Origin of the sequence: Variovorax sucrosi (genome assembly GCF_051216635.1) — a bacterium.
Lineage (GTDB): Bacteria > Pseudomonadota > Gammaproteobacteria > Burkholderiales > Burkholderiaceae_C > Variovorax.
On the sequence record NZ_JBPJZU010000008.1, the window covers coordinates 23,323 to 42,516 of the forward strand.

Genomic DNA, 19,194 nt, shown 5'->3' on the forward strand with positions numbered 1-19,194 from the left:
GAGGAATTCCTAAATGAACAAAGCTCTCGCAGTCCTGATCGCCGGCCTTTTTGCTGCAGGCGCCTACGCCCAGACCCCCGCTGCTGAAAAAGCGCCTGTAACCAACACCAAGCCCCAGGCTCGCGCCGAAGCCAAGGTGGCCAGCAAGCCGGCCGGCCAGGTGAAGGCCGGTGCGGGCGGCGACATCAACAAGGTGCCCGAAGGCGGCGCCATCGGCACCGACAAGGCTGCCGTCGCCGGTGAAAAGCGCGCCGAAACGCGTGACACCCGCCGCACCAACAAGGACGGCTCGGTGAAGGCCAAGTCGACCCAAGGCGGCACGCCCAAGTAATTGGGCAACCTCGAAAAAAGCGTTCTTCGGAACGCTTTTTTTTCGCCCGCGTCCAAGTCTCTGCAGCTGCCAGCAAGCCTCTCTCCAATTGGGTACCCTTTCATCTCCCTTTTTCCAGAATTCGAATTCACCGAACATGTTTTCCCGCGCCATTGCCCTGCTCTCGCTGTGCCTTTTGCCTTTTGCAGCACTTTCGCAGGAGGCACAGATGGATCTGCCTCGCGTCAAGTTGTCCGCCGGCATGTATCAGATCGATGCGCAGGTCGCGCAGACACCCGGGCAGCAACAGCTCGGCCTGATGTTCCGCAAAGAGATGCCGCAGGCCGAAGGCATGCTTTTCGCCTTCGAGCAGCCGTCGACGCAGTGTTTCTGGATGAGGAACACGCTGCTGCCGCTGTCGGCCGCGTTCGTGGCCGACGACGGTCGCATCGTCAACATCGTCGACATGCAACCACTCACGCTCGAGTCGCATTGCTCCGAGGAGCCGGTACGCTTCGTCCTGGAAATGAACCAGGGCTGGTTCGCCAAGAAGAACATCAAGAAGAACGCCAAGCTGAGCGGCCCGCCCTTCCAATCCAGGCGCTGACGCTGCGTTGTGCGGTGCCGAGACGAAAAAAAGCCGGCGCGGGGCCGGCTCTCTTGAGGTCGAAGCCCGGACTTAAGCGAAGTTCTTCTGGGCGAAGTCCCAGTTGACCAACTTGGCCAGGAAGGTCTCCACGAACTTCGGGCGCAGGTTGCGGTAGTCGATGTAGTACGCGTGTTCCCAGACGTCGACGGTGAGCAGCGCCTTGTCGGCGGTGGTCAGCGGCGTGCCAGCAGCGCCGGTGTTCACGATGTCCACCGTGCCGTCGGCCTTCTTCACGAGCCAGGTCCAGCCGGAGCCGAAGTTGCCCACGGCCGACTTCACGAAGGCTTCCTTGAAAGCGTCGTAGCTGCCCCACTTGGCATCGATCGCCTTGGCCAATTCACCCGTCGGTGCGCCGCCACCTTGCGGCTTCATGCAGCTCCAGAAGAAGGTGTGATTCCAGATCTGGGCCGAGTTGTTGTAGATGCCGCCGCTGGACTTCTTGACGATCTCCTCGAGCGTCATGCTTTCGAACTCGGTGCCCTTCTGAAGGTTGTTCAGGTTCACCACATACGCATTGTGGTGCTTGCCGTAGTGGTACTCGAGCGTCTCTTTCGAGTATTCGGGCGCCAGGGCGTCGATGGCGTACGGGAGAGGAGGAAGGACATGTTCCATGTTTTTTACTCGTGGGTTGGTTGCGGATGAAGGATTCTAGAAAGGATTCAGTGGCCCTGCGTCGGTGCATGCCGCGAACGCACCGCAAGCACGTTCAGGTCTACGACGCCGTCGGCCAGGCGTGCGCTCAACATGTCCCCGGCGCTGGCCTGTGCAGTGCGGGTCACCGCGCGACCTTGTGCATCCACCAGCCACGCGTAGCCACGCTGCAGGACCTGGGCGGGGTCGAGCAGGCGCAGGCGCGCGTCGAGCCGATCGAGCCGATCGCGATGCTGACGCAGCCCGCCCTGCCAGAGCGCAGGCCAGCCTTGGTGCGCGCTTCGTGCGCGGTGCGCAAGCCGCTCCTGTTGCGACGCGACGGCATAGCGCAGGCGCTGCGCCTCACGCGCCAGCCGCAGATGTTGGCGCAGCACCGCCGACGACGGCCTGCCGAGACGGCCAGCCGCGAGGTCGAGCCGTTGGCCGAGCAGGTCGAGCCGCGCTTCGACCGCGTCCTTCAATTTCTCGGCCATCAGGTCCAACGCACCGAGCCAGACGTCCCGGGGCGCCGAAACCAGCTCCGCCGCAGCTGTGGGTGTGGGGGCGCGCAGGTCGGCGCAGAAATCGGCGATAGTGAAGTCCGTCTCGTGGCCCACGCCGCAGATCACCGGCACCGGGCTGCGTACGATGGCCCGCGCCAGGGTTTCATCATTGAAGGCCCAGAGGTCCTCGATCGAACCGCCGCCGCGCACCAGCACGATGACATCGACCGGTGGCGACAACGCCCAGAGCGACTGCAATGCCTGCACCAGTTCCGCTGGTGCGCCGGCGCCCTGCACCGCAGCTGGCGCGAGCACCACCGGAATGTGCGGCACGCGACGATGCAGTGCCGTCGCCACGTCGTGCAGCGCCGCAGCACCGAGCGAGGTGACCAAGCCCAGGCGGCGCGGCATGGTCGGCAGCGGTCGCTTGCGTGCGGGGTCGAACAGCCCCTCGGCTTCCAGCTTTGCCTTGCGCTGCAGGAACTGCTCGAACAGCGCTCCCTGGCCGGCCCGCGCCAGGCTTTCGACCACCAACTGCAGGTCGCCGCGTGGCTCGTACACGGCCAGCCGGCCGCGCACCTCGACCTGATCACCGTCGCGCGGTGCAAAGTCCATCAGGCTGGCCGCGCGGCGGAACATCGCGCAGCGCAGCTGCCCATTGGCATCCTTCAGCGCGAAGTAGCAATGGCCGCTGGCGGCCCGCGAGAAGCCGGAAATCTCGCCGCGCACAGTGACAGGATTGAAGCGCGCATCGAGCGCATCGGCCACCGCGTGGCACAGCGCGCCGACCTCCCAGGTGCGCGAACGCACAGCCATCGAGGCGTCGCGGTCAACCATGGCGCGGCGCGTTCGGCAGGCTCACTCTTCCACAACCACCGTGGTGCATGCTGCACCTTCTACCATTCGGGTCAGAAAGGCCCAGCTTGTGGTGCAAGCTCTTGATTTGATTGGGAAATTCGGTGCTCAAAATTCGATCGTCCTAACGCGACGCCCTGTTCATGCGGGTCGGCGCAAGTTGCCAACCCGGTTAATCACAAAGTTATCCACAGAATCTGTGCGTCGTTGCCTACAGCGCATCATGGCGGTTTTCGCAGGCTGCGCTCGGTGATAATCGCCGCGCATTTGCAATCCATCGGCCGGAGGATTTCTTGTTTTCCATCATAGTTGCTGCGGGCTGGCCGATCTGGCCGCTGCTCGCCTGTTCGGTCCTGGCCTTGGCCCTGGTGATCGAGCGCTTCACCAGCTTGAAGACCGCGCGAATCCTCCCACCCAAGCTGCTCGACGAAGCCATCAACGTGTCGCGCAATGCCGTCCCCGGGCCCGACGTCGTGACCAAGCTGGAGAAGAACTCCGCGCTGGGCGAAGTGCTCGCTGCCGGCTTCCGGGCGCTGAATGCGAACCCCCGCTGTGCCGAGGAGGACGTCCGCGCCGCCATGGAAGCGTCCGGTCGCACCGTGGCGCACCGGCTGGAGCGCTGGCTCCCGGCGCTGGCCACCATCGCCTCGGCCGCGCCCCTGCTCGGCCTGCTGGGCACCGTGATCGGCATGATCGAAATCTTCGGTTCGCAGTCTCCAGCGGGCGGTGCCGTGGGCTCGGGCAATCCGGCGCAACTGGCGCATGGGATCTCGATCGCGCTTTACAACACCGCCTTCGGGCTGATCGTCGCCATTCCGACGTTGATCTTCTGGCGCTACTTCCGCACGCGGGTCGATGAATACCTGCTGAACCTCGAGCTGGCGGGCGAGCGATTCGCACGGCACCTCAACGCGCTGCGAAAGTGAGCCCGCGATGAAGCCCGGCCGCATGCACTTCCGCCACGGCGCGCGCGACGAGCCGGAAATCAACCTGATCCCGTTCATCGACGTGCTGCTGGTCGTGCTGATCTTCCTGATGCTGTCGACGACCTACAGCAAGTTCACTGAGATGCAGTTGCGCCTGCCGGTCGCCGACGCCGAACCGCAGCGTGACTATCCGAAGGAAGTGATCGTCGCCGTCTCGGCCGACGGCCGCTACTCGATCAACAAGACGGCCCTGCCGGACCGCAGCGTCGAAACGGTCGCCGCTGCGCTCACGGCGGCGGGTGGCACCAAGGACAGCGTGGTGATCATCAGCGCCGATGCCAGTGCCGCGCACCAGGCGGTGATCACCGTGATGGAGGCCGCGCGCCGGGCCGGCATGGTGCAGATCACGTTCGCCACGCAATCCGCCGCGCAGGCGGGGCGCTGAGTTGCCGCTGCAGCGCATCTGGCTCGAACGTGGCGTGATCGCGCGGCTGCTGTGGCCGTTGTCGCAGCTGTTCGGCGCGCTGGCGGCGCTGCGCCGTGCCCTGTACCGAGCCGGTTGGCTGCGCACCGAGCAGGCCGGTGTGCCGGTGGTGGTGGTGGGCAACGTTGTGGCCGGCGGCGCTGGCAAGACACCGGTGGTGATGGCCATCGTCGAGCATCTTCGCCAACGCGGCATGCCGGTCGGCGTGATCTCGCGCGGCTACGGTCGACGCACTGCCGACTGCCGTGCGGTGCTCGGCACCAGTGACCCGCGCGATGTGGGTGACGAACCGGCGCTGGTGCACCGGTCGACCGGCGCTCCGGTGTTCGTGGCGCGGCGCCGCATCGACGCGGCCCGGGCGCTGCGCGCGGCCCATCCCGAGGTGCGCGTGATCCTCAGCGACGACGGCCTGCAGCATCTCGGGTTGGCGCGCGATGTCGAGATCTGCGTGTTCGACGACCGCGGCATCGGCAACGGCTGGCTGCTGCCGGCCGGGCCGCTACGGGAAGCCTGGCCGCGGCGCTGCGACCTGGTGCTTCATACCGGCGCCCGGCCGGCCTTCGCCGGCTACACGGCGCACCGCGCCCTCGCCGACGTGGCGATCACCGTCGATGGCAGCCGCGTGCCGTTGAAGCAGTTGACCGGCCGCCGGCTGATCGCCGTCGCGGGCATCGCCAGGCCAGAGAGTTTTTTCGAGATGCTGCGCGCCGCGGGGCTCGAACCGGGCCGCTGCGTCGCCCTGCCCGACCACCACGACTTCGAGGACTGGACGCTGGTTCCGAGCGATGAAGCAACGGTGCTGTGCACCGAGAAGGACGCGTTGAAACTCTGGCACCGGCAGCCCGACGCGCTGGCCGTCCCCTTGCGTTTCACACCGGCGCCGGCGTTCCTGGCGGCGCTCGATGCAAAGCTATCATCGCTCGATGGACACCAAGCTTCTTGAACTGCTCGTCTGCCCCGTAACCAAGGGCCCGTTGACCTGGGACGCCGAGAAAAAGGAGCTGGTCTCGCGCAGCGCCCGCCTGGCCTATCCGGTCCGCGACGGCATTCCGGTGCTGCTGGAGAACGAGGCGCGAATCCTTTCGGACGACGAACTCGGCCTTTGAACCGGCTGCCCCGCAGCATCGCCGTGCGCCTCCGCACCCTCGCCTCATGCCAATGCCTTTCACCGTTCTGATTCCGGCCCGGCTGGCGTCCACCCGGCTGCCCGACAAGCCGCTGGCGGACATCGGCGGCCTGCCGATGGTCGTGCGGGTGGCGCAGCGCGCGCGGGACTCGGGCGCCGTCCGCGTCGTCGTCGCGGCGGACCACCGCCGCATCGTCGATGCATGCACCGCGCACGGCGTCGAGGCGCTCCTGACGCGCACCGACCACCCCAGCGGCAGCGATCGGCTGGCAGAAGCCTGCACACTGCTGGCGCTGCCCGACGACGCCATCGTGGTGAATGTGCAAGGCGACGAGCCCCTCATCGATCCCACCCTGATCGATGCGGTGGCAACCGCCCTGGCGAAGCAGCAGGACGCCGCAATGAGCACCGCGGCGCACCCCATCGAGTCCGCGGCCGAGTTCGGCAACCCGAACGTGGTGAAGGTGGTGCTCGATGCGCGCGGACACGCGCTGTACTTCAGCCGCGCGCCCATTCCGTGGTGGCGCGACGGGCCGGTGGCCGCGGACGGCCCCGCAGTCCCCTCTGCCCCGGCACCGCTTCGGCATATCGGCATCTATGGCTACCGCGCCGGTTTCATCCGGCAGTTCCCGACACTGACACCCGCGCCCATCGAAGCCACCGAGGCCCTCGAGCAGTTGCGGGCGCTGTGGCACGGCTTCCGCATCGCGGTGCACGTGAGCGAGCACAGCCCGGGGCCGGGTGTCGACACGCCCGACGACCTCGCGCGCGTGCGGGCGCTGTTCGAAGGCCGCTGAAGCCGTCCGCCACCGCATTTTCTTCCAGGATGCGCATGCTATCCTCGATGCAACTCCGCCCTGCCCCTTGCCCTCGTGGCCGGCCCGGCGCGACAGAAATCTAAGAACCGTCCGAGGACACCATGAGACTGATTTTGTTGGGCGCCCCCGGGGCAGGCAAAGGCACGCAAGCCGCATTCATCTGCAAGAAGTACAACATCCCGCAAATCTCGACCGGCGACATGCTGCGCGCCGCCGTCAAGGCAGGCACGCCGCTGGGCCTGGAAGCGAAGGCGGTGATGGCCTCGGGCGCGCTGGTCAGCGACGACCTGATCATCAACCTCGTCAAGGAACGACTGGCGCTGCCCGACTGCGCCAGCGGCTTTCTCTTCGACGGCTTCCCGCGCACCCTTCCCCAGGCCGACGCCATGCGCGCCGCGGGCGTCAAACTCGACTATGTGCTCGAGATCGACGTGCCCTTCGCCGATATCATCGAACGCATGAGCGGACGACGCTCGCATCCGGCGTCCGGCCGGATCTACCACGTCAAGTTCAATCCGCCGAAGGTCGACGGCAAGGACGACCTCACCGGTGAAGAACTGGTGCAGCGCGAGGACGACAAGGAAGAGACAGTGCGCAAGCGCCTCGACGTGTACAGCCAGCAGACCCGTCCGCTGGTCGACTACTACGCCGCCTGGGCCAAGGCCGAGCCGGGCCTGGCACCGAAATACCGGGCGATCAGCGGCGTCGGCACGGTCGACGAAATCACCCAGCGTGCCCTGGCCGCCTTGAGCAGCTGAAGCGGCGCGTAGCGCTCAGGCCGGGCTCGATCGGAGCCCGTAGGCTTGGCCGTCCACGAACAGGTATTCGACCCGCATCACCGCGTCGCCCTGTTCGCCGATGAAGGTGAAGCCCACGGCCGAGACCTTCGTGCCGGGCTTGATTTCCGCCACTTTCCAGGCCGACATGCGCGTCAACGGCGCAAGCTCGAGTTCCCACTGGCGATCGGCGCGCTTGGGCGTCGTGGCCCTGGCCAGCAAGGCGGCACCGTCGATGCTGGCGCTCTGCGCGGGCACCGGCCGCTTGCCGAGATCGGCCGGCACCTTCAACCCGGCGGGCACCTCGATCACCAACTCTGCGTGCGGGTTCTGCCAACGCGAGCGCAGTACCTGGCCCTCGAGGTAGATCGGGCGCTCCTGGTCGAAGCTGCTCCAGCCGTGGTGTGCCCAGGCCGGGGACAACGCCCATGGCGATGCGGCGGCGGCGGCGAGAAAGTGGCGACGGTGCATCGGGGCTCCTTCGATCAATAGGCGATCCAGCGGCCGCAGAAGACGACGGCCAACCAGAGCGCAGTGGACATCAACATCTGTACCCGCGCCGTCGTATCGAGTTTGGACAGAGAGCCGCGGGCATGGAAGCACGCGGCATTGCAACCGGCCGCGACGAGCAGTCCCATCTTCCACAAAAACGCGCGGTTGGCGAGAAGTTCGGCCGGCTGCGTGGCGAACATGAGCAGCCCGGTCGAGGCCGCCACCGCGAAGCCGGTGAGCGCAATCGTCAGCGACAGCCGCGCCAGGGGCACCACCGGGAGCTGCGCCGCGCGGCCGAACACGCGCAACTCCAGCGCCACCAGGTTGCCCAGCAACAAGGCGATGCCGATCACATGCAGCGCCTCCAGCGCCGGGTAGGCCCAGGGGTGCGACTGCAGCGCGCCGAACATGCGCCTCAGCGCGCGCGCGCCGCCAGCAGTTCCAGCATGAGCACGATGCGCGCCTTCACCGGTGACAGCGATCCGGCATCGCGAAGCGCCGGCTCGGGCGCGGCGGGGCGCAAGATCCGCCCCTGGGCACACCGGGTCGCGCGAAGTACCGCGATGCCTGCGGCCTGCGCGCGCAAGGCGGCCGCTTCGACCGCATGGTGCAAGCTACCGTTGCCCGTGGCCGCCAGCACGAGACCGTCGACCGCATGGGCGGCGCCATCGTGCCGCGCCTGCACCAGCGCGTCGACGAGCAGGCCCTGCGCGCCGGCATGGCTCGTCAGGATCTCGACGCGTGGCCAAAGAAAGGCCGGCGTCGCCGCAACCTGCGCGAGCCGGCTCGTCGCGGCATCCCCCGCCTCGGGCCACGGGCGCAGCAAACGCAGGGCGCCCTCCTCCATGTAACCCAGCGGGCCGGCGTCCCCGGAATCAAAGGCATCGGTTCGGTAGGTGTGGATTTTCTGCACATCGGCCGCACGGTGCACGGTGCCGGCACACACCACGATGACCCCTCGAGCACGAGGCTCACCGGCCAGGCTGATCGCATCGCGCAGATTCTGCGGACCGTCGGGCGACAGCGCACTCGCGGGCCGCATGGCGCAGGTGAGCACCACCGGCTTGACGGGTGCCAACACCGAATCGAGGAAGAACGCGGTCTCTTCCAGTGTGTCGGTGCCATGCGTGATCACGATGCCGTCGATGTCCTCGGACATCAGGGCCTCGGCGCAACGGACGGCCAGCTGCTGCCAGACCTCGAAGGCCATGTCCTTGCTGTCGAGTTGCGCCACCTGCTCGGCCGTGATCCGCAGACCGGCCGGCAGCCCAAGCCCCTGCAGCAGCACATCCACCCCGACCTCGCCGGCGATGTAGCCGATGTTGTCGGCCTCGGAAAGCGCGCGCCCGGCGATCGTCCCACCGGTGCCGAGCACCAGCACGCGACGTCCTGTCTCCAAACTTTTGTTCGCCATGTCTTGCCAAAGCCGTAAAACTGTTTAAAAATACAGCTACTGGATATGCAACCAGTGCCAAGGAGTTTCACATGCAGTTCGCAGTCAAGCTTACCGCCCGTCAGCAGCAAATTCTGGACTTGATCCGCAGCACCATTGCGCAGACCGGTGCGCCGCCGACGCGTGCCGAGATCGCGGCCGAACTGGGTTTCAAGTCGGCGAACGCCGCTGAAGAACATCTGCAGGCGCTGGCTCGCAAGGGCGCGATCGAACTGCTCAGCGGCACCTCCCGCGGCATCCGCCTCAAGGGCGATGCCCTGCGCTCGCTCAACGAATCGCGCGACAACCAGTTCTCGTTGTCGCTGCCGGGCATGGCACAGCTGGCGCTGCCACTCATCGGCCGTGTGGCCGCGGGTTCGCCGATCCTGGCGCAAGAGCACGTCGACCAGACCTACTACGTCGAAAACACCTTGTTTCAGCACCAGCCGGACTACCTGCTCAAGGTGCGTGGCATGTCGATGCGCGACGCCGGCATCATGGACGGCGACTTGCTCGCCGTCCAAGCCACCAAGGAAGCGCGCAACGGCCAGATCGTGGTGGCACGCCTGGGTGACGAGGTCACCGTCAAGCGCCTCAAGCGCCACAAGCAAGTGATCGAGCTGCATGCCGAAAACCCCGACTATCCGACCATCGTGGTTCAACCGGGCGAGCCCTTCGAGATCGAAGGCCTGGCCGTCGGGCTGATCCGCAACACCATGCTGATGTAGTGCATCGCACGGGCTTCGACAGGTGGCGGGCGTATGGCATTGAGGCCATCACCCTGACGCAGCCCCAACAAGCAATCCTGCCTGTGTTCAACCTCTGACTCTGGAGTTCGCATGGGAATCGCTTTGCTCACTTTCGTCGATCTGCTCACCCCGCTGCAATCGCTGGCCAGCCGCTGGCTCCCCGAGCGCCGCACCCGGCGCAGCCGCACCGGGCTCGACCTTCAAGCCGACCTGCGCTATGTGGCCGTGCGGCCTGCGTGCGGGCAGCGTGCCGTGACGCCGCTGGAGGGGCTCGCGCAAAATTCGGCTGTCACGCGCGCGCTGCGCGTGGTCCGCACGGTAGATGCGCACCAACCGGGCCGCCGGGCGGGTCGTGTCGTGATCTCCGGTCGCATGGCCGATGTCTGCGCTGAGCTCGACCGTCTGGCAGCGCTCGAAGCGGCCGACACCGTTCGCGGTACGCGTCCGCTGCACTGACGGTACGCAGTACGCACTGCCGGGTGCAGAGCGCGCCCGACCCGCTCGTCGCTCGCGTGCGGCCGCCCGACGCCGACGTGCATTCGTGGCTTCGGTCGTCGCTGCACGGGTTCGCACCACCCCGGAGTACGAGCTCGCTGTGACGCGAGGCACAATGGCACGCCATGAACATTGTGATCCTCGACGACTACCAGGACGCGGTACGCAAACTGCAGTGCGCCGCCAAACTCGATGCCTACGCGGCGAAGGTCTACACCAATACCGTCAAGGGCATCGGCCAGCTGTCGGTGCGCTTGAAAGACGCCGACGTGATCGTTCTGATCCGCGAGCGCACCCAGATTTCCCGCCAGCTGGTCGAGAAGCTGCCCAAGCTCAAGCTGATCTCCCAGACCGGCCGGGTCGGCAATCACATCGACGTCACCGCCTGCACCGAGCAAGGCGTGGCAGTGGCCGAAGGCAGCGGCTCGCCGCTCGCACCGGCCGAGCTGACCTGGGCGCTGATCATGGCGGCGATGCGCCGTCTGCCGCAGTACATCAGCAACCTCAAACACGGCGCCTGGCAACAATCCGGCCTCAAGTCGGCATCGATGCCGCCGAATTTCGGCCTGGGCTCGGTGCTCAAGGGCAAGACGCTCTGCATCTGGGGCTACGGCCGTATCGGGCAGCTGGTCGCGCGCTACGGCCAGGCCTTCGGGATGCAGGTGGTGATCTGGGGCCGCGAGCAGAGCCGCGACCTCGCGCGTTCGGATGGTTTCCAGGTGGCGCCCAGTCGCGAGGCATTCTTCAGCGCGGCCGACGTGCTGAGCGTGCACCTGCGGATGAACGACAGCACGCGTGGCATCGTCACCCTGGAGGACCTCTCGCGAATGAAGCCGACGGCGCTGTTCGTCAACACCTCGCGGGCCGAACTGGTCGAGCCGGACGCGCTGCTCGCGTCGCTGAACCGCGGCCGCCCCGGGATGGCGGCGGTGGATGTCTTCGAGAGCGAGCCCCCCTTGCAAGGCCACGCGCTGCTGCGGCTGGAGAACTGCATCTGCACGCCGCACATCGGTTACGTCGAGCAGGACAGCTACGAGCAGTATTTCGGCCAGGCCTTCGACAACGTGGTGAGCTTCGTCAAAGGGAATCCCACCAACATCGTGAACCCGGGGGCGCTGCAGGTTCGCCGCTGAGGAGGGTGCGGCCGCGGCCTGCGGCGGCGCGCCGTCTCAACCGCTTCGTTCAGCGCCGGCGCCGCGGCCTGGGCGCGATCTCGGCTTCGATGGTCGGGTCGAACAACTCCAGATCGAGCCTGAGGTCCGGCAGCGGCATTTCCTCGGTCGTGGGCGAGGCGGTGAAGCGCTTCTCCGGCTCCAGCTCTCCCGGCAGGGTTTCCAAGGTCTCGAGCGACGTGTTGTCGAAAGACAGTGCGTCGTCTTCGCCAGCACGCTCGCGCGCTTCTGGCCGCGGCACGGCCCTCGCACGCGGGTCATCGTTCGACGACGATGCGGTCGCGTTGGCATTGGCATTGGCATTGACGGCGCCCGGGTGGGCGGCGATGACAGTGTCGTGCGCCAGTGTCTCGTCGATGGCACCGTACAGCGAGGGCAGCGGCGCATCGGGCGCGTTGTGATCCTCGGGCCGGGCGCCCGATTCGGCCGGATGATCCAACGGCAGGGGCTGCGTCGGTTCGAGCTTGGCGTCGCGCGTATCGAGGAATGACAACGGTGTGATCGGAGTCGGTGGTGCGCTGTCGGGGTCGATCACTTCCTTGGCCACCGAATACAGCAGCAGCAATTCGCGGTAGGCCGCCAGGTCGAAACTCTCGTCACCCTGCAGCTCGGGCTTGCGGAACACCAGTTCCTCGATGAGCCCCAGCGTGCCGGTCCGGGGCCATTGCGCCTCGATGCGGGCCAGCGTCGATGGGTAGTGTTCGAGGCCGCGGCCGACTTCCGAAAAATGGTCGAAGTCCGGAACGGATGCGTTGAAGGCGCGTTCAAATTCCTGGCCGACGCGCGCATAGTCATCACGCCGGTCCAGCGAGTGGTAGATGCGCAGCAGGTCGAGGTAGGCCAGCGCACTCGTCTCCGGGTTGTCAGCGATGTGTTCGCTCAGCACCGCGATCGCCTGGTCGTGCTGACCGAGTGAGACGAAGAAGTCCGATTGCTGCTGCACGTCGAACAGTTCCTCGGTGTTCACGTAGCGGGTCGGCGTGCTGTCGTCTTCCGTCAGCGGCGGCAGCGTTTCAGCCGCCTCGTTGCCCTCGTTGCCCTCGTTGCCCTCGTCGATGCCGACAAAAGGCGTACCGAACGGACCGGTCTTGAGCGCGGCAGAGCCACCGGCGAAGGGCATGCCGCCGCCCACGGGTGCCGGCGGCGGCCGGGCCATGGCGTCGTCCTTCACCCCGGCGTCGCCCCACCACGCCGGACCGCTGGCTCGACGCGCGACACGCCAGAGCAGCACGAGGCCGATCAGCGTCAGCAGCAGCAACAGGCACAAGACGTAGACCAGCGGGTTGCGGTAGCGGCTGTCGCGGGCGTCGGCCAGTTCGCTGCGCATCTCCATCAGCAGTCGCTGGTTCTGCGCGCTCTGCTCGCGCAGGGAAGCCAATGTGGCCTCGAGCGCCTTCATGCGGTCATTGGCGCGCTGAAGCTCTTCGGTGTTGGCGGCGGCACGGGCGGCCAGCGCGGCCGCGGCCGCCGCTGCCGCTTCCGGGTTGGCCAGAGCGCCGGAGGCGGCAATGGCCGGATTGCGCACCGCGGCCGGATCGAGCGCATCGAGCTGCAGACGCGGCCCGCTGCTCGCCGGCGATGCGGGCGCCGGCGTCGACGCGGCGGGTGCCCGGGGTGCGGCGGCGGGTCGTGATGCCGCGGCACGCGCCGCCGGAGCGCTGGTGGTCGGCGCTGCCGCGGAGCCACCCACCCTGGTGCGCGGTGCCGCACGGCGCTCCGCAGCCACAGGGGCGCCAACGGACGACGCCGATGGCACGGCGCGCGGCAGGCCGGGCAGCACCGGCGGCGATGCAGGTTCGACCGGCATGTCGGCGAAGAGCACGAACTGGCGCGTCGAGCTGGCTTGGCAACCCGCGCGCACGGTGATCTGGATAACCGGCTCCTCGACCGCGACGGTCGAGCGCACATGCATCCGGGTCTGGCCAGGCCGGGTGCCGGGCTCGAGCGATACCGTCACGCGCCTGTCGTCGACGCGCGCGTTCCCCTGCATCACCTCCGCTTCGGCACACAGCGACTCACCGCCCTCGCCGTCTGCAAGGGTCACAGGCACGATCAGGTCGAGCGGCCGCCCGATCCAGACCGCCCCTTGCGGCGGTCCGAGCGTCAGCGCGGCCGCAGGGATGGCGAAGCCGAGTAAAAACAGGGGCGTCGTGCGACGAAGAAGTTGCAAGATGGACCGGAAAGGCAATCTAAAGTAAACACATTCTGACACGATTGTTATCTGGCTTTTTACATACCCGAACATTTAACAAATGACTGTGAATTTTTCAAAGATGGCGGTGGTGGGTGCAGGCGCCATGGGCCGAGGCATCGCCCAGATCGCAGCCCAGGCAGGCAGCGACGTGCTGCTGTTCGACAGCTTCGACGGCGCTGCGGTGCGCGGGCGTGACGCCGTGCTCGCCCAATGGCAGAAGCTCCACGAGAAAGGCAAGTTCGACGCGGCGCAACTGCAGGCATGGTCGGGGCGGCTCGTCGCCGTCGACGCGCTGACCGAGCTCGCGGGTTGCAATCTGGTGGTCGAAGCCGTGGTGGAGGACATTCAGGTCAAGCGTACGCTGTTCCGCGAGCTGGAGGGCATTGTTGGCACCGAGGCGACGCTCGCAACCAACACCTCGTCGCTGTCCGTCACGGCGATTGCGGCCGGCATGGCGCACCCGGAACGACTGGCCGGCTTCCACTTCTTCAACCCCGTGCCGCTCATGAAGGTGGTCGAGGTCGTCGCCGGCTTCAAGACCGCCCCGGCGGTGTGCGAGCGGCTGGCCGGCTACGCGCGCCAGATGGGCCACAGCGCCGTCCAGGCGCAGGACACGCCCGGCTTCATCGTCAACCATGCGGGCCGCGGTTTCGGCACGGAAGCGCTGCGCATCGTCGGCGAAGGCGTGGCCGATTTCGCCACCATCGACCGCATCCTGAAGGACCAGGCCGGCTTCCGCCTCGGCCCCTTCGAGCTGATGGACCTGACCGCGCTCGACGTGTCGCATCCGGTGATGGAGTCGATCTACCGCCAGTACTACGAAGAGCCGCGCTACCGGCCGAGCGTGATCACCGCGCAGCGGCTGGTCGCGGGCGCGCTGGGCCGCAAGACCGGCGAAGGCTTCTACCGCTACGTCGACGGCGTCGCGCAGACCACGCCCGAAGCGCCGGCGCCGCGCCTGGACGGGCCGATCAGCGTATGGGTGTCGCCGCGCGCCGCGCGCCGTGCCGAGCTGCTGAAGCTGATCCACACGCTCGGCGCGCAGATCGACGCCGGTGCGGTGCCCTCGCCCACCGCGCTAATTCTGGTCGCCCCGCTGGGCTTCGACGTGACGACGGTCGCGGCCGTCGAGCGCCTGGATGCGACGCGCACCGTCGGCATCGACATGATGATCGACGATGCCGCCACCAAGCGCCGCGTGCTGGCCACCAACCCGGCCACGCGGCGCGACATGCGCGATGCTGCGCACGCCCTCTTCGCCAGCGACGGCAAGGCGGTGAGCGTGGTCCGCGACAGCGGCGGCTTCGTCACGCAACGCGTCATCGGCACCATCGTCAACATCGCGGCCGACATGTGCCAGCAGCGCGTGTGTTCGCCGGCCGACCTCGAGACCGCCGTGCGCCTCGGCCTGGGCTACCCTCAAGGTCCGCTCGCGATGGGCGACCTGTACGGCCCGACCAACATGCTCGAGGTGCTGTTCAACCTCCAGACCGTGTATGGCGACCCGCGCTACCGCCCGAGCCCGTGGCTGCGCCGCCGCGGCGCACTGGGCCTGAGCCTGATGCATGAAGAAGAATGAAAACGAGACGACCATGACCGCCGAACTCCGAAGCACGACCGAAGGCAGCACGATGGTGCTGACCATCTGCAACCCCTCCCTGCGCAACGCGCTCGACCCCGCGATCTACGCCGCCGGCATCGAGGCGCTCAACGGTGCGGAGAACAGCAGCGAGATCCGCAGCGTCGTGATCGTCGGCGAAGGCGCATGGTTCTGCGCCGGTGGTTCGCTGCAGCGACTGCAGGCCAACCGCCAGCAGTCGCCGTCGGTACAGGTCGAGTCCATCGAAGGCCTCCACAACTGGATCGACTCGATCCGCACCTTTCCCAAGCCGGTGATCGCGGCGGTCGAAGGCGCGGCCGCTGGGGCGGGCTTTTCGCTCACCCTGGCCTGCGACCTGGTCGTGGCGGCGCGCGACGCGGTCTTCGCTGCGTCGTACGTCAACGTCGGGCTGTCGCCGGACGGCGGCATGAGCTGGCATCTGGCGCAGGCGCTCCCGCGCCAACTGGCGACGGAGTGGCTGATGGGCGGCGAGCGCATTGCCGCAACACGGCTGCATGCCGCCGGCATCGTCAATGAGTTGGCCGACAACGGCCAGGCGCTGTCGACCGCGTTGCGCCTCGCTGCGCGCCTCGATGCCAAGGCGCCGAACGCGATCGCCAGCATGAAGGAACTGCTCAACGAAGCACGGAGCGCGACGCTGTCGGCGCATCTTGCGCAGGAGCGCGACCACTTCGTGCGCAACCTCCATCACGCCAATGCGGGCATCGGCATCGCGGCCTTCCTCGCGAAAGAAACGCCGCGCTACGAGTGACGCCACGCGTCGCTCCCGAGACACCTTTGCAGCCCCTCAGTCGCCGACAGGACAGCCCCATGGACGAGCCCATTCTTACCATCGACGAACGCGAAGCGATCAACAGCGGTCGCTGGTTCTCATCCCTTTCACCCTCGCTGCGGCACGACATCCTCCGATGCGCATTTGTCAGACGTCACAAGGACGGCGACCTCTTGGCCGCCCGCGGCGACCCGCCCGAAGGATGGATCGCGTGCGCCAAGGGCGCCGTGCGCGTGAGCTCGACGACGGTGTCGGGCAAGCAGGTGACGCTGACCTACGTGGAGCCCGGCATCTGGTTCGGCGACGTGGCGATGTTCGACGGCGACCGTCGCACGCACGATGCGTATGCGCACGGCGACACCACCACGCTCAACGTGGCGCGTGCCGACTTCCACAAGATCCTCGCCACGCACGTGGAGCTGTACGAAGCGCTGATGCGTCTGCAAGCGCGTCGCATCCGCCAGCTGTTCGGCCTGGTCGAGGACCTCAACACCCTCCCCTTGCGGGCCCGGCTCGCCAAGCAGCTGACGCACCTGGTGCGCAGCTACGGCGTACCCAGCCTGGCCGACGGCAGCCAGATGCGCATCGGCCTGCATCTGGCGCAGGAAGAGCTCGCGCAACTGCTCGGCGCGTCGCGCCAGCGGGTCAATCAGGAGCTCAAGGCGATGGAGCGCGAGAACGTGCTGCGCATCGAACCGGGCGGCTTGGTCGTGCTCGACCGTGCCGGGCTGATGCGCATCGCGGAGGCCGACCTCTAACCTTTCGTTGCGCCCCATGACCCAGGACTTCAGCAGCTTCATCGGGACGCGCGCTGTCGCGCCGCAACACAGCTTCGACGCCGGTGCGCTGGCTGCTTGGCTCGACGCGAACCTCGAAGGCTTCCAGGGTCCGCTGACGGTCGAAATGTTCAAGGGCGGGCAGTCGAACCCGACCTACAAGCTCATCACACCCGGCCAGAGCTACGTGATGCGCGCCAAGCCAGGGCCGGTGGCCAAGCTGCTGCCCTCGGCGCATGCGGTGGAGCGCGAGTTCAAGGTAATGCAAGGGTTGGAGGGCAGCGACGTGCCGGTGCCGCGCATGCTGTGCCTGTGCGAGGACGAATCCGTCATCGGTCGCGCCTTCTACGTGATGGAATTCAAGAGCGGCCGCGTGCTGTGGGACCAGTCCCTGCCCGGCATGGAGAAGGCCGAACGCGCAGCGATCTACGACGAACTCAACCGCGTCATCGCCGCCCTGCACACGGTGAAGTTCGCCGAGCGCGGGCTGGCCGATTACGGCAAGCCCGGCAACTACTTTGAGCGCCAGGTCGGCCGTTGGAGCAAGCAGTACGTGGCGTCGGTCACGCAGCCAATCCCCGAGATGGACCGCCTGATGGACTGGCTGCCGGCACACATTCCGGCCACCGCGCGCGACGCGTCGATGACCTCGATCGTGCATGGCGACTACCGGCTCGACAACGTGATGTTCCACCCCACCGAACCACGCGCCATCGCCGTGCTCGACTGGGAACTGTCGACGCTCGGGCATCCGCTGGCCGACTTCAGCTACCACTGCATGGCCTGGCACATCCCGCCGGGCGCCTTCCGCGGGCTGGGCGGCGTCGACGTCGCGAGCCTCGGCATCCCGACCGAGGCCGAGTACATCCGCCGCTACTGCGAACGCACCGGCATCACCACGCCCGAGGCGCTGGCACCCGACTGGAATTTCTACCTTGCCTACAACCTGTTTCGCATTGCCGCCATCCTGCAGGGCATCGCGAAGCGGGTCGAGGCTGGCACCGCATCGAGCGAACAGGCGGTGGCATCGGGCCGCGGCGCGCGGCCCATGGCGGAGATGGCCTGGGCCTTCGCACAGAAGGCCTGAGCCTCCGCACTTCGCACCGCCAGACGATCGACTCTCACCCTAGGAGACACTATGGACTTCGAATATTCGGCCAAGACCAAAGCCTTGCAAGCGCGCGTCAGCGCCTTCATGGACGCACACATCTATCCGAACGAAGCGGCCTGCGTCGCCGAACTCGCTGCCAACACCACGGCCGGCAAGCGCTGGACCCCGCTGCAGACCATCGAAAAGCTCAAGGCGAAGGCCAAGGCCGACGGCCTGTGGAACCTGTTCCTGCCGGTCGACAGCGCCTCCGCCTCGGGCTACGAAGGCGCGGGCCTCACCAACCAGGAGTACGCACCCCTGGCCGAGATCATGGGCCGCGTGCCATGGGCCAGCGAGGTCTTCAACTGCTCGGCGCCGGACACCGGCAACATGGAGACCATCGCCCGCTACGGCTCGGAACAGATCAAGGCGCGCTGGCTCAAGCCGCTGCTCGAAGGCGAGATCCGCTCGGCCTTCGCCATGACCGAACCCGACGTCGCGTCGAGCGACGCAACCAACGTGGCGACCCGCATCGAGCGGGACGGCAACGACTACGTCATCAACGGCCGCAAATGGTGGATCTCCGGCGCTGCCGATCCGCGCTGCGCGGTCTTCATCACCATGGGCAAGACCAATCCCGAAGCGCCACGGCATTCACAGCAGAGCATGGTGATCGTGCCAGCGAATGCCAAGGGCATCACGGTGTTGCGCCCACTCAATGTGATGGGCTACGACGATGCGCCACACGGCCATGTCGAGATGACCTTCGAGAACGTGCGCGTGCCCGTCGACAACATGCTGCTCGGCGAGGGGCGCGGCTTCGAGATCGCCCAGGGCCGCCTCGGCCCGGGACGCATCCACCACTGCATGCGCCTGATCGGCCTGGCCGAGCGCGCGCTCGAGCTGATGTGCCGACGCGCCTCCTCGCGCGTGGCCTTCGGCAAGACGGTGGCTTCGCAGACCGTGACGCAGGAGCGCATCGCCGAGGCGCGCTGCAAGATCGACATGGCGCGCCTGCTCACGCTCAAGGCCGCGTGGCTGATGGACGTGGCCGGCAACAAGGTCGCCAAGAACGAGATCGCGATGATCAAGGTGGTCGCGCCGAGCATGGCCTGCCAGGTGATCGACTGGGCCATGCAGGTGCACGGCGGCGGCGGCATGTGCGACGACTTCCCGCTCGCCTTCGCCTATGCGCATGCGCGCACGCTGCGTTTCGCCGATGGCCCGGACGAAGTGCACCGCAACGCGATCGCCAAGTGGGAGCTCGGTCGCTACGCGGTCGACAAGAAGGACATCGAAGCGCCCGTCACGCGCTTCTGAGCGC

22 protein-coding genes are annotated in these 19,194 nt (G+C 67.1%); 16 read left to right on the forward strand and 6 right to left on the reverse strand.

The genetic code is table 11. From position 1 onward, the window contains the following. Positions 1-13: 13 nt before the first annotated feature. Together ACSFBE_RS16360 and ACSFBE_RS16365 are read left to right on the forward strand one after the other, a co-directional pair. On the forward strand, positions 14-331 hold the full coding sequence (locus ACSFBE_RS16360) for a cell envelope biogenesis protein TolA (RefSeq protein WP_435491466.1): 318 nt from the start codon (positions 14-16) through the stop codon (positions 329-331). A 136-nt stretch (positions 332-467) separates the two neighbouring features. Continuing rightward, positions 468-917, forward strand: a complete 450-nt coding sequence (locus ACSFBE_RS16365) for a DUF192 domain-containing protein (RefSeq protein WP_435491467.1) — start codon at positions 468-470, stop codon at positions 915-917. 72 nt (positions 918-989) lie between these two features. On the opposite strand, the gene ACSFBE_RS16370 is transcribed toward ACSFBE_RS16365, so the two are convergent. Both ACSFBE_RS16370 and xseA read right to left on the reverse strand, forming a co-directional pair. After that, entirely contained in the window at positions 990-1,571 is a 582-nt protein-coding gene (locus ACSFBE_RS16370) for a superoxide dismutase (RefSeq protein ID WP_435491468.1), read from the reverse strand. 47 nt (positions 1,572-1,618) lie between these two features. After that, the gene (gene xseA, locus ACSFBE_RS16375) at positions 1,619-2,929 is read right to left on the reverse strand and encodes an exodeoxyribonuclease VII large subunit (RefSeq protein WP_435491469.1); all 1,311 of its coding nucleotides are present in this window, start codon (positions 2,927-2,929) and stop codon (positions 1,619-1,621) included. Positions 2,930-3,240: 311 nt separating this feature from the next. Between xseA and ACSFBE_RS16380 the strand changes: the two genes are divergently transcribed. The 6 genes from ACSFBE_RS16380 to adk all read left to right on the forward strand — a co-directional run bounded on the left by ACSFBE_RS16380 (position 3,241) and on the right by adk (position 7,059). Further along, positions 3,241-3,873 carry a MotA/TolQ/ExbB proton channel family protein gene (locus ACSFBE_RS16380; RefSeq protein WP_435491470.1) on the forward strand — a complete coding sequence of 211 codons (633 nt, stop codon included), beginning with the start codon at positions 3,241-3,243 and terminating at the stop codon, positions 3,871-3,873. 22 nt (positions 3,874-3,895) lie between these two features. Beyond that, positions 3,896-4,318 (forward strand): ExbD/TolR family protein, encoded by a 423-nt coding sequence (locus ACSFBE_RS16385; RefSeq protein WP_435491726.1) that lies wholly within the window; start codon positions 3,896-3,898, stop codon positions 4,316-4,318. 1 nt (position 4,319) lies between these two features. Then, on the forward strand, positions 4,320-5,300 hold the full coding sequence (lpxK, locus tag ACSFBE_RS16390) for a tetraacyldisaccharide 4'-kinase (RefSeq protein WP_435491471.1): 981 nt from the start codon (positions 4,320-4,322) through the stop codon (positions 5,298-5,300). Next, positions 5,281-5,463, forward strand: coding sequence for a Trm112 family protein (locus ACSFBE_RS16395; protein ID WP_435491472.1), 183 nt, complete (start codon positions 5,281-5,283; stop codon positions 5,461-5,463). The genes lpxK and ACSFBE_RS16395 overlap by 20 nt, the downstream gene beginning before the upstream one ends. A 52-nt stretch (positions 5,464-5,515) precedes the next feature. After that, a complete protein-coding gene (kdsB, locus tag ACSFBE_RS16400; protein WP_435491473.1) occupies positions 5,516-6,280 on the forward strand; it encodes a 3-deoxy-manno-octulosonate cytidylyltransferase in 765 nt (254 codons plus the stop codon). Positions 6,281-6,402: 122 nt separating this feature from the next. Further along, positions 6,403-7,059, forward strand: a complete 657-nt coding sequence (gene adk / locus ACSFBE_RS16405; protein WP_435491474.1) for an adenylate kinase — start codon at positions 6,403-6,405, stop codon at positions 7,057-7,059. 15 nt (positions 7,060-7,074) lie between these two features. Here the strand turns inward: adk and ACSFBE_RS16410 are convergent, their stop codons facing one another. From ACSFBE_RS16410 to ACSFBE_RS16420, 3 genes are read right to left on the reverse strand one after another with little or no spacing between them, the layout of a single operon-like run. Then, the gene (locus tag ACSFBE_RS16410) at positions 7,075-7,548 is read right to left on the reverse strand and encodes a DUF6152 family protein (RefSeq protein WP_435491475.1); all 474 of its coding nucleotides are present in this window, start codon (positions 7,546-7,548) and stop codon (positions 7,075-7,077) included. Between the two features lie 14 nt (positions 7,549-7,562). Then, entirely contained in the window at positions 7,563-7,979 is a 417-nt protein-coding gene (locus tag ACSFBE_RS16415; protein WP_435491476.1) for a hypothetical protein, read from the reverse strand. A gap of 5 nt (positions 7,980-7,984) precedes the next feature. Continuing rightward, entirely contained in the window at positions 7,985-8,983 is a 999-nt protein-coding gene (locus ACSFBE_RS16420; RefSeq protein WP_435491477.1) for an asparaginase, read from the reverse strand. A gap of 71 nt (positions 8,984-9,054) precedes the next feature. On the opposite strand from ACSFBE_RS16420, the gene lexA reads away from it, so the two are divergent. The 3 genes from lexA to ACSFBE_RS16435 all read left to right on the forward strand — a co-directional run bounded on the left by lexA (position 9,055) and on the right by ACSFBE_RS16435 (position 11,378). Further along, the gene (gene lexA / locus ACSFBE_RS16425; protein ID WP_435491478.1) at positions 9,055-9,729 is read left to right on the forward strand and encodes a transcriptional repressor LexA; all 675 of its coding nucleotides are present in this window, start codon (positions 9,055-9,057) and stop codon (positions 9,727-9,729) included. A 111-nt stretch (positions 9,730-9,840) separates the two neighbouring features. After that, positions 9,841-10,206, forward strand: a complete 366-nt coding sequence (locus tag ACSFBE_RS16430; RefSeq protein ID WP_435491479.1) for a hypothetical protein — start codon at positions 9,841-9,843, stop codon at positions 10,204-10,206. 164 nt (positions 10,207-10,370) lie between these two features. Beyond that, complete coding sequence (locus tag ACSFBE_RS16435; protein WP_435491480.1) at positions 10,371-11,378, forward strand: D-2-hydroxyacid dehydrogenase family protein; 1,008 nt, start codon at positions 10,371-10,373, stop codon at positions 11,376-11,378. Between the two features lie 49 nt (positions 11,379-11,427). On the opposite strand, the gene ACSFBE_RS16440 is transcribed toward ACSFBE_RS16435, so the two are convergent. Continuing rightward, positions 11,428-13,587 (reverse strand): type IV pilus assembly protein FimV, encoded by a 2,160-nt coding sequence (locus ACSFBE_RS16440; RefSeq protein ID WP_435491481.1) that lies wholly within the window; start codon positions 13,585-13,587, stop codon positions 11,428-11,430. Between the two features lie 82 nt (positions 13,588-13,669). Here ACSFBE_RS16440 and ACSFBE_RS16445 point away from each other — a divergent pair, with 82 nt between their 5' ends. From ACSFBE_RS16445 to ACSFBE_RS16465, 5 genes are read left to right on the forward strand one after another with little or no spacing between them, the layout of a single operon-like run. Then, positions 13,670-15,190, forward strand: a complete 1,521-nt coding sequence (locus ACSFBE_RS16445; protein ID WP_435491482.1) for a 3-hydroxyacyl-CoA dehydrogenase — start codon at positions 13,670-13,672, stop codon at positions 15,188-15,190. Positions 15,191-15,203: 13 nt separating this feature from the next. Continuing rightward, positions 15,204-15,983: an oxepin-CoA hydrolase, alternative type gene (locus ACSFBE_RS16450; RefSeq protein WP_435491727.1), complete on the forward strand. Its 780-nt coding sequence runs from the start codon at positions 15,204-15,206 to the stop codon at positions 15,981-15,983. A gap of 59 nt (positions 15,984-16,042) precedes the next feature. Then, complete coding sequence (locus ACSFBE_RS16455) at positions 16,043-16,762, forward strand: Crp/Fnr family transcriptional regulator (RefSeq protein ID WP_435491483.1); 720 nt, start codon at positions 16,043-16,045, stop codon at positions 16,760-16,762. 16 nt (positions 16,763-16,778) lie between these two features. Beyond that, positions 16,779-17,867, forward strand: coding sequence for a phosphotransferase (locus ACSFBE_RS16460; RefSeq protein ID WP_435491484.1), 1,089 nt, complete (start codon positions 16,779-16,781; stop codon positions 17,865-17,867). A gap of 51 nt (positions 17,868-17,918) precedes the next feature. Further along, positions 17,919-19,190 carry an acyl-CoA dehydrogenase family protein gene (locus ACSFBE_RS16465; RefSeq protein ID WP_435491485.1) on the forward strand — a complete coding sequence of 424 codons (1,272 nt, stop codon included), beginning with the start codon at positions 17,919-17,921 and terminating at the stop codon, positions 19,188-19,190. Positions 19,191-19,194 lie beyond the last annotated feature (4 nt).

Bases quoted from the DNA above. Each gene is read 5' to 3' on its own strand.
- ACSFBE_RS16360 (WP_435491466.1), top strand. From the start codon at position 14: ATGAACAAAGCTCTCGCAGTCCTGATCGCCGGCCTTTTTGCTGCAGGC.
- ACSFBE_RS16365 (WP_435491467.1), top strand. From the start codon at position 468: ATGTTTTCCCGCGCCATTGCCCTGCTCTCGCTGTGCCTTTTGCCTTTT.
- ACSFBE_RS16370 (WP_435491468.1), bottom strand. From the start codon at position 1,571: ATGGAACATGTCCTTCCTCCTCTCCCGTACGCCATCGACGCCCTGGCG.
- xseA (WP_435491469.1), bottom strand. From the start codon at position 2,929: ATGGTTGACCGCGACGCCTCGATGGCTGTGCGTTCGCGCACCTGGGAG.
- ACSFBE_RS16385 (WP_435491726.1), top strand. From the start codon at position 3,896: ATGCACTTCCGCCACGGCGCGCGCGACGAGCCGGAAATCAACCTGATC.
- ACSFBE_RS16395 (WP_435491472.1), top strand. From the start codon at position 5,281: ATGGACACCAAGCTTCTTGAACTGCTCGTCTGCCCCGTAACCAAGGGC.
- kdsB (WP_435491473.1), top strand. From the start codon at position 5,516: ATGCCTTTCACCGTTCTGATTCCGGCCCGGCTGGCGTCCACCCGGCTG.
- adk (WP_435491474.1), top strand. From the start codon at position 6,403: ATGAGACTGATTTTGTTGGGCGCCCCCGGGGCAGGCAAAGGCACGCAA.
- ACSFBE_RS16410 (WP_435491475.1), bottom strand. From the start codon at position 7,548: ATGCACCGTCGCCACTTTCTCGCCGCCGCCGCCGCATCGCCATGGGCG.
- ACSFBE_RS16415 (WP_435491476.1), bottom strand. From the start codon at position 7,979: ATGTTCGGCGCGCTGCAGTCGCACCCCTGGGCCTACCCGGCGCTGGAG.
- ACSFBE_RS16420 (WP_435491477.1), bottom strand. From the start codon at position 8,983: ATGGCGAACAAAAGTTTGGAGACAGGACGTCGCGTGCTGGTGCTCGGC.
- lexA (WP_435491478.1), top strand. From the start codon at position 9,055: ATGCAGTTCGCAGTCAAGCTTACCGCCCGTCAGCAGCAAATTCTGGAC.
- ACSFBE_RS16430 (WP_435491479.1), top strand. From the start codon at position 9,841: ATGGGAATCGCTTTGCTCACTTTCGTCGATCTGCTCACCCCGCTGCAA.
- ACSFBE_RS16435 (WP_435491480.1), top strand. From the start codon at position 10,371: ATGAACATTGTGATCCTCGACGACTACCAGGACGCGGTACGCAAACTG.
- ACSFBE_RS16445 (WP_435491482.1), top strand. From the start codon at position 13,670: ATGACTGTGAATTTTTCAAAGATGGCGGTGGTGGGTGCAGGCGCCATG.
- ACSFBE_RS16450 (WP_435491727.1), top strand. From the start codon at position 15,204: ATGACCGCCGAACTCCGAAGCACGACCGAAGGCAGCACGATGGTGCTG.
- ACSFBE_RS16455 (WP_435491483.1), top strand. From the start codon at position 16,043: ATGGACGAGCCCATTCTTACCATCGACGAACGCGAAGCGATCAACAGC.
- ACSFBE_RS16460 (WP_435491484.1), top strand. From the start codon at position 16,779: ATGACCCAGGACTTCAGCAGCTTCATCGGGACGCGCGCTGTCGCGCCG.
- ACSFBE_RS16465 (WP_435491485.1), top strand. From the start codon at position 17,919: ATGGACTTCGAATATTCGGCCAAGACCAAAGCCTTGCAAGCGCGCGTC.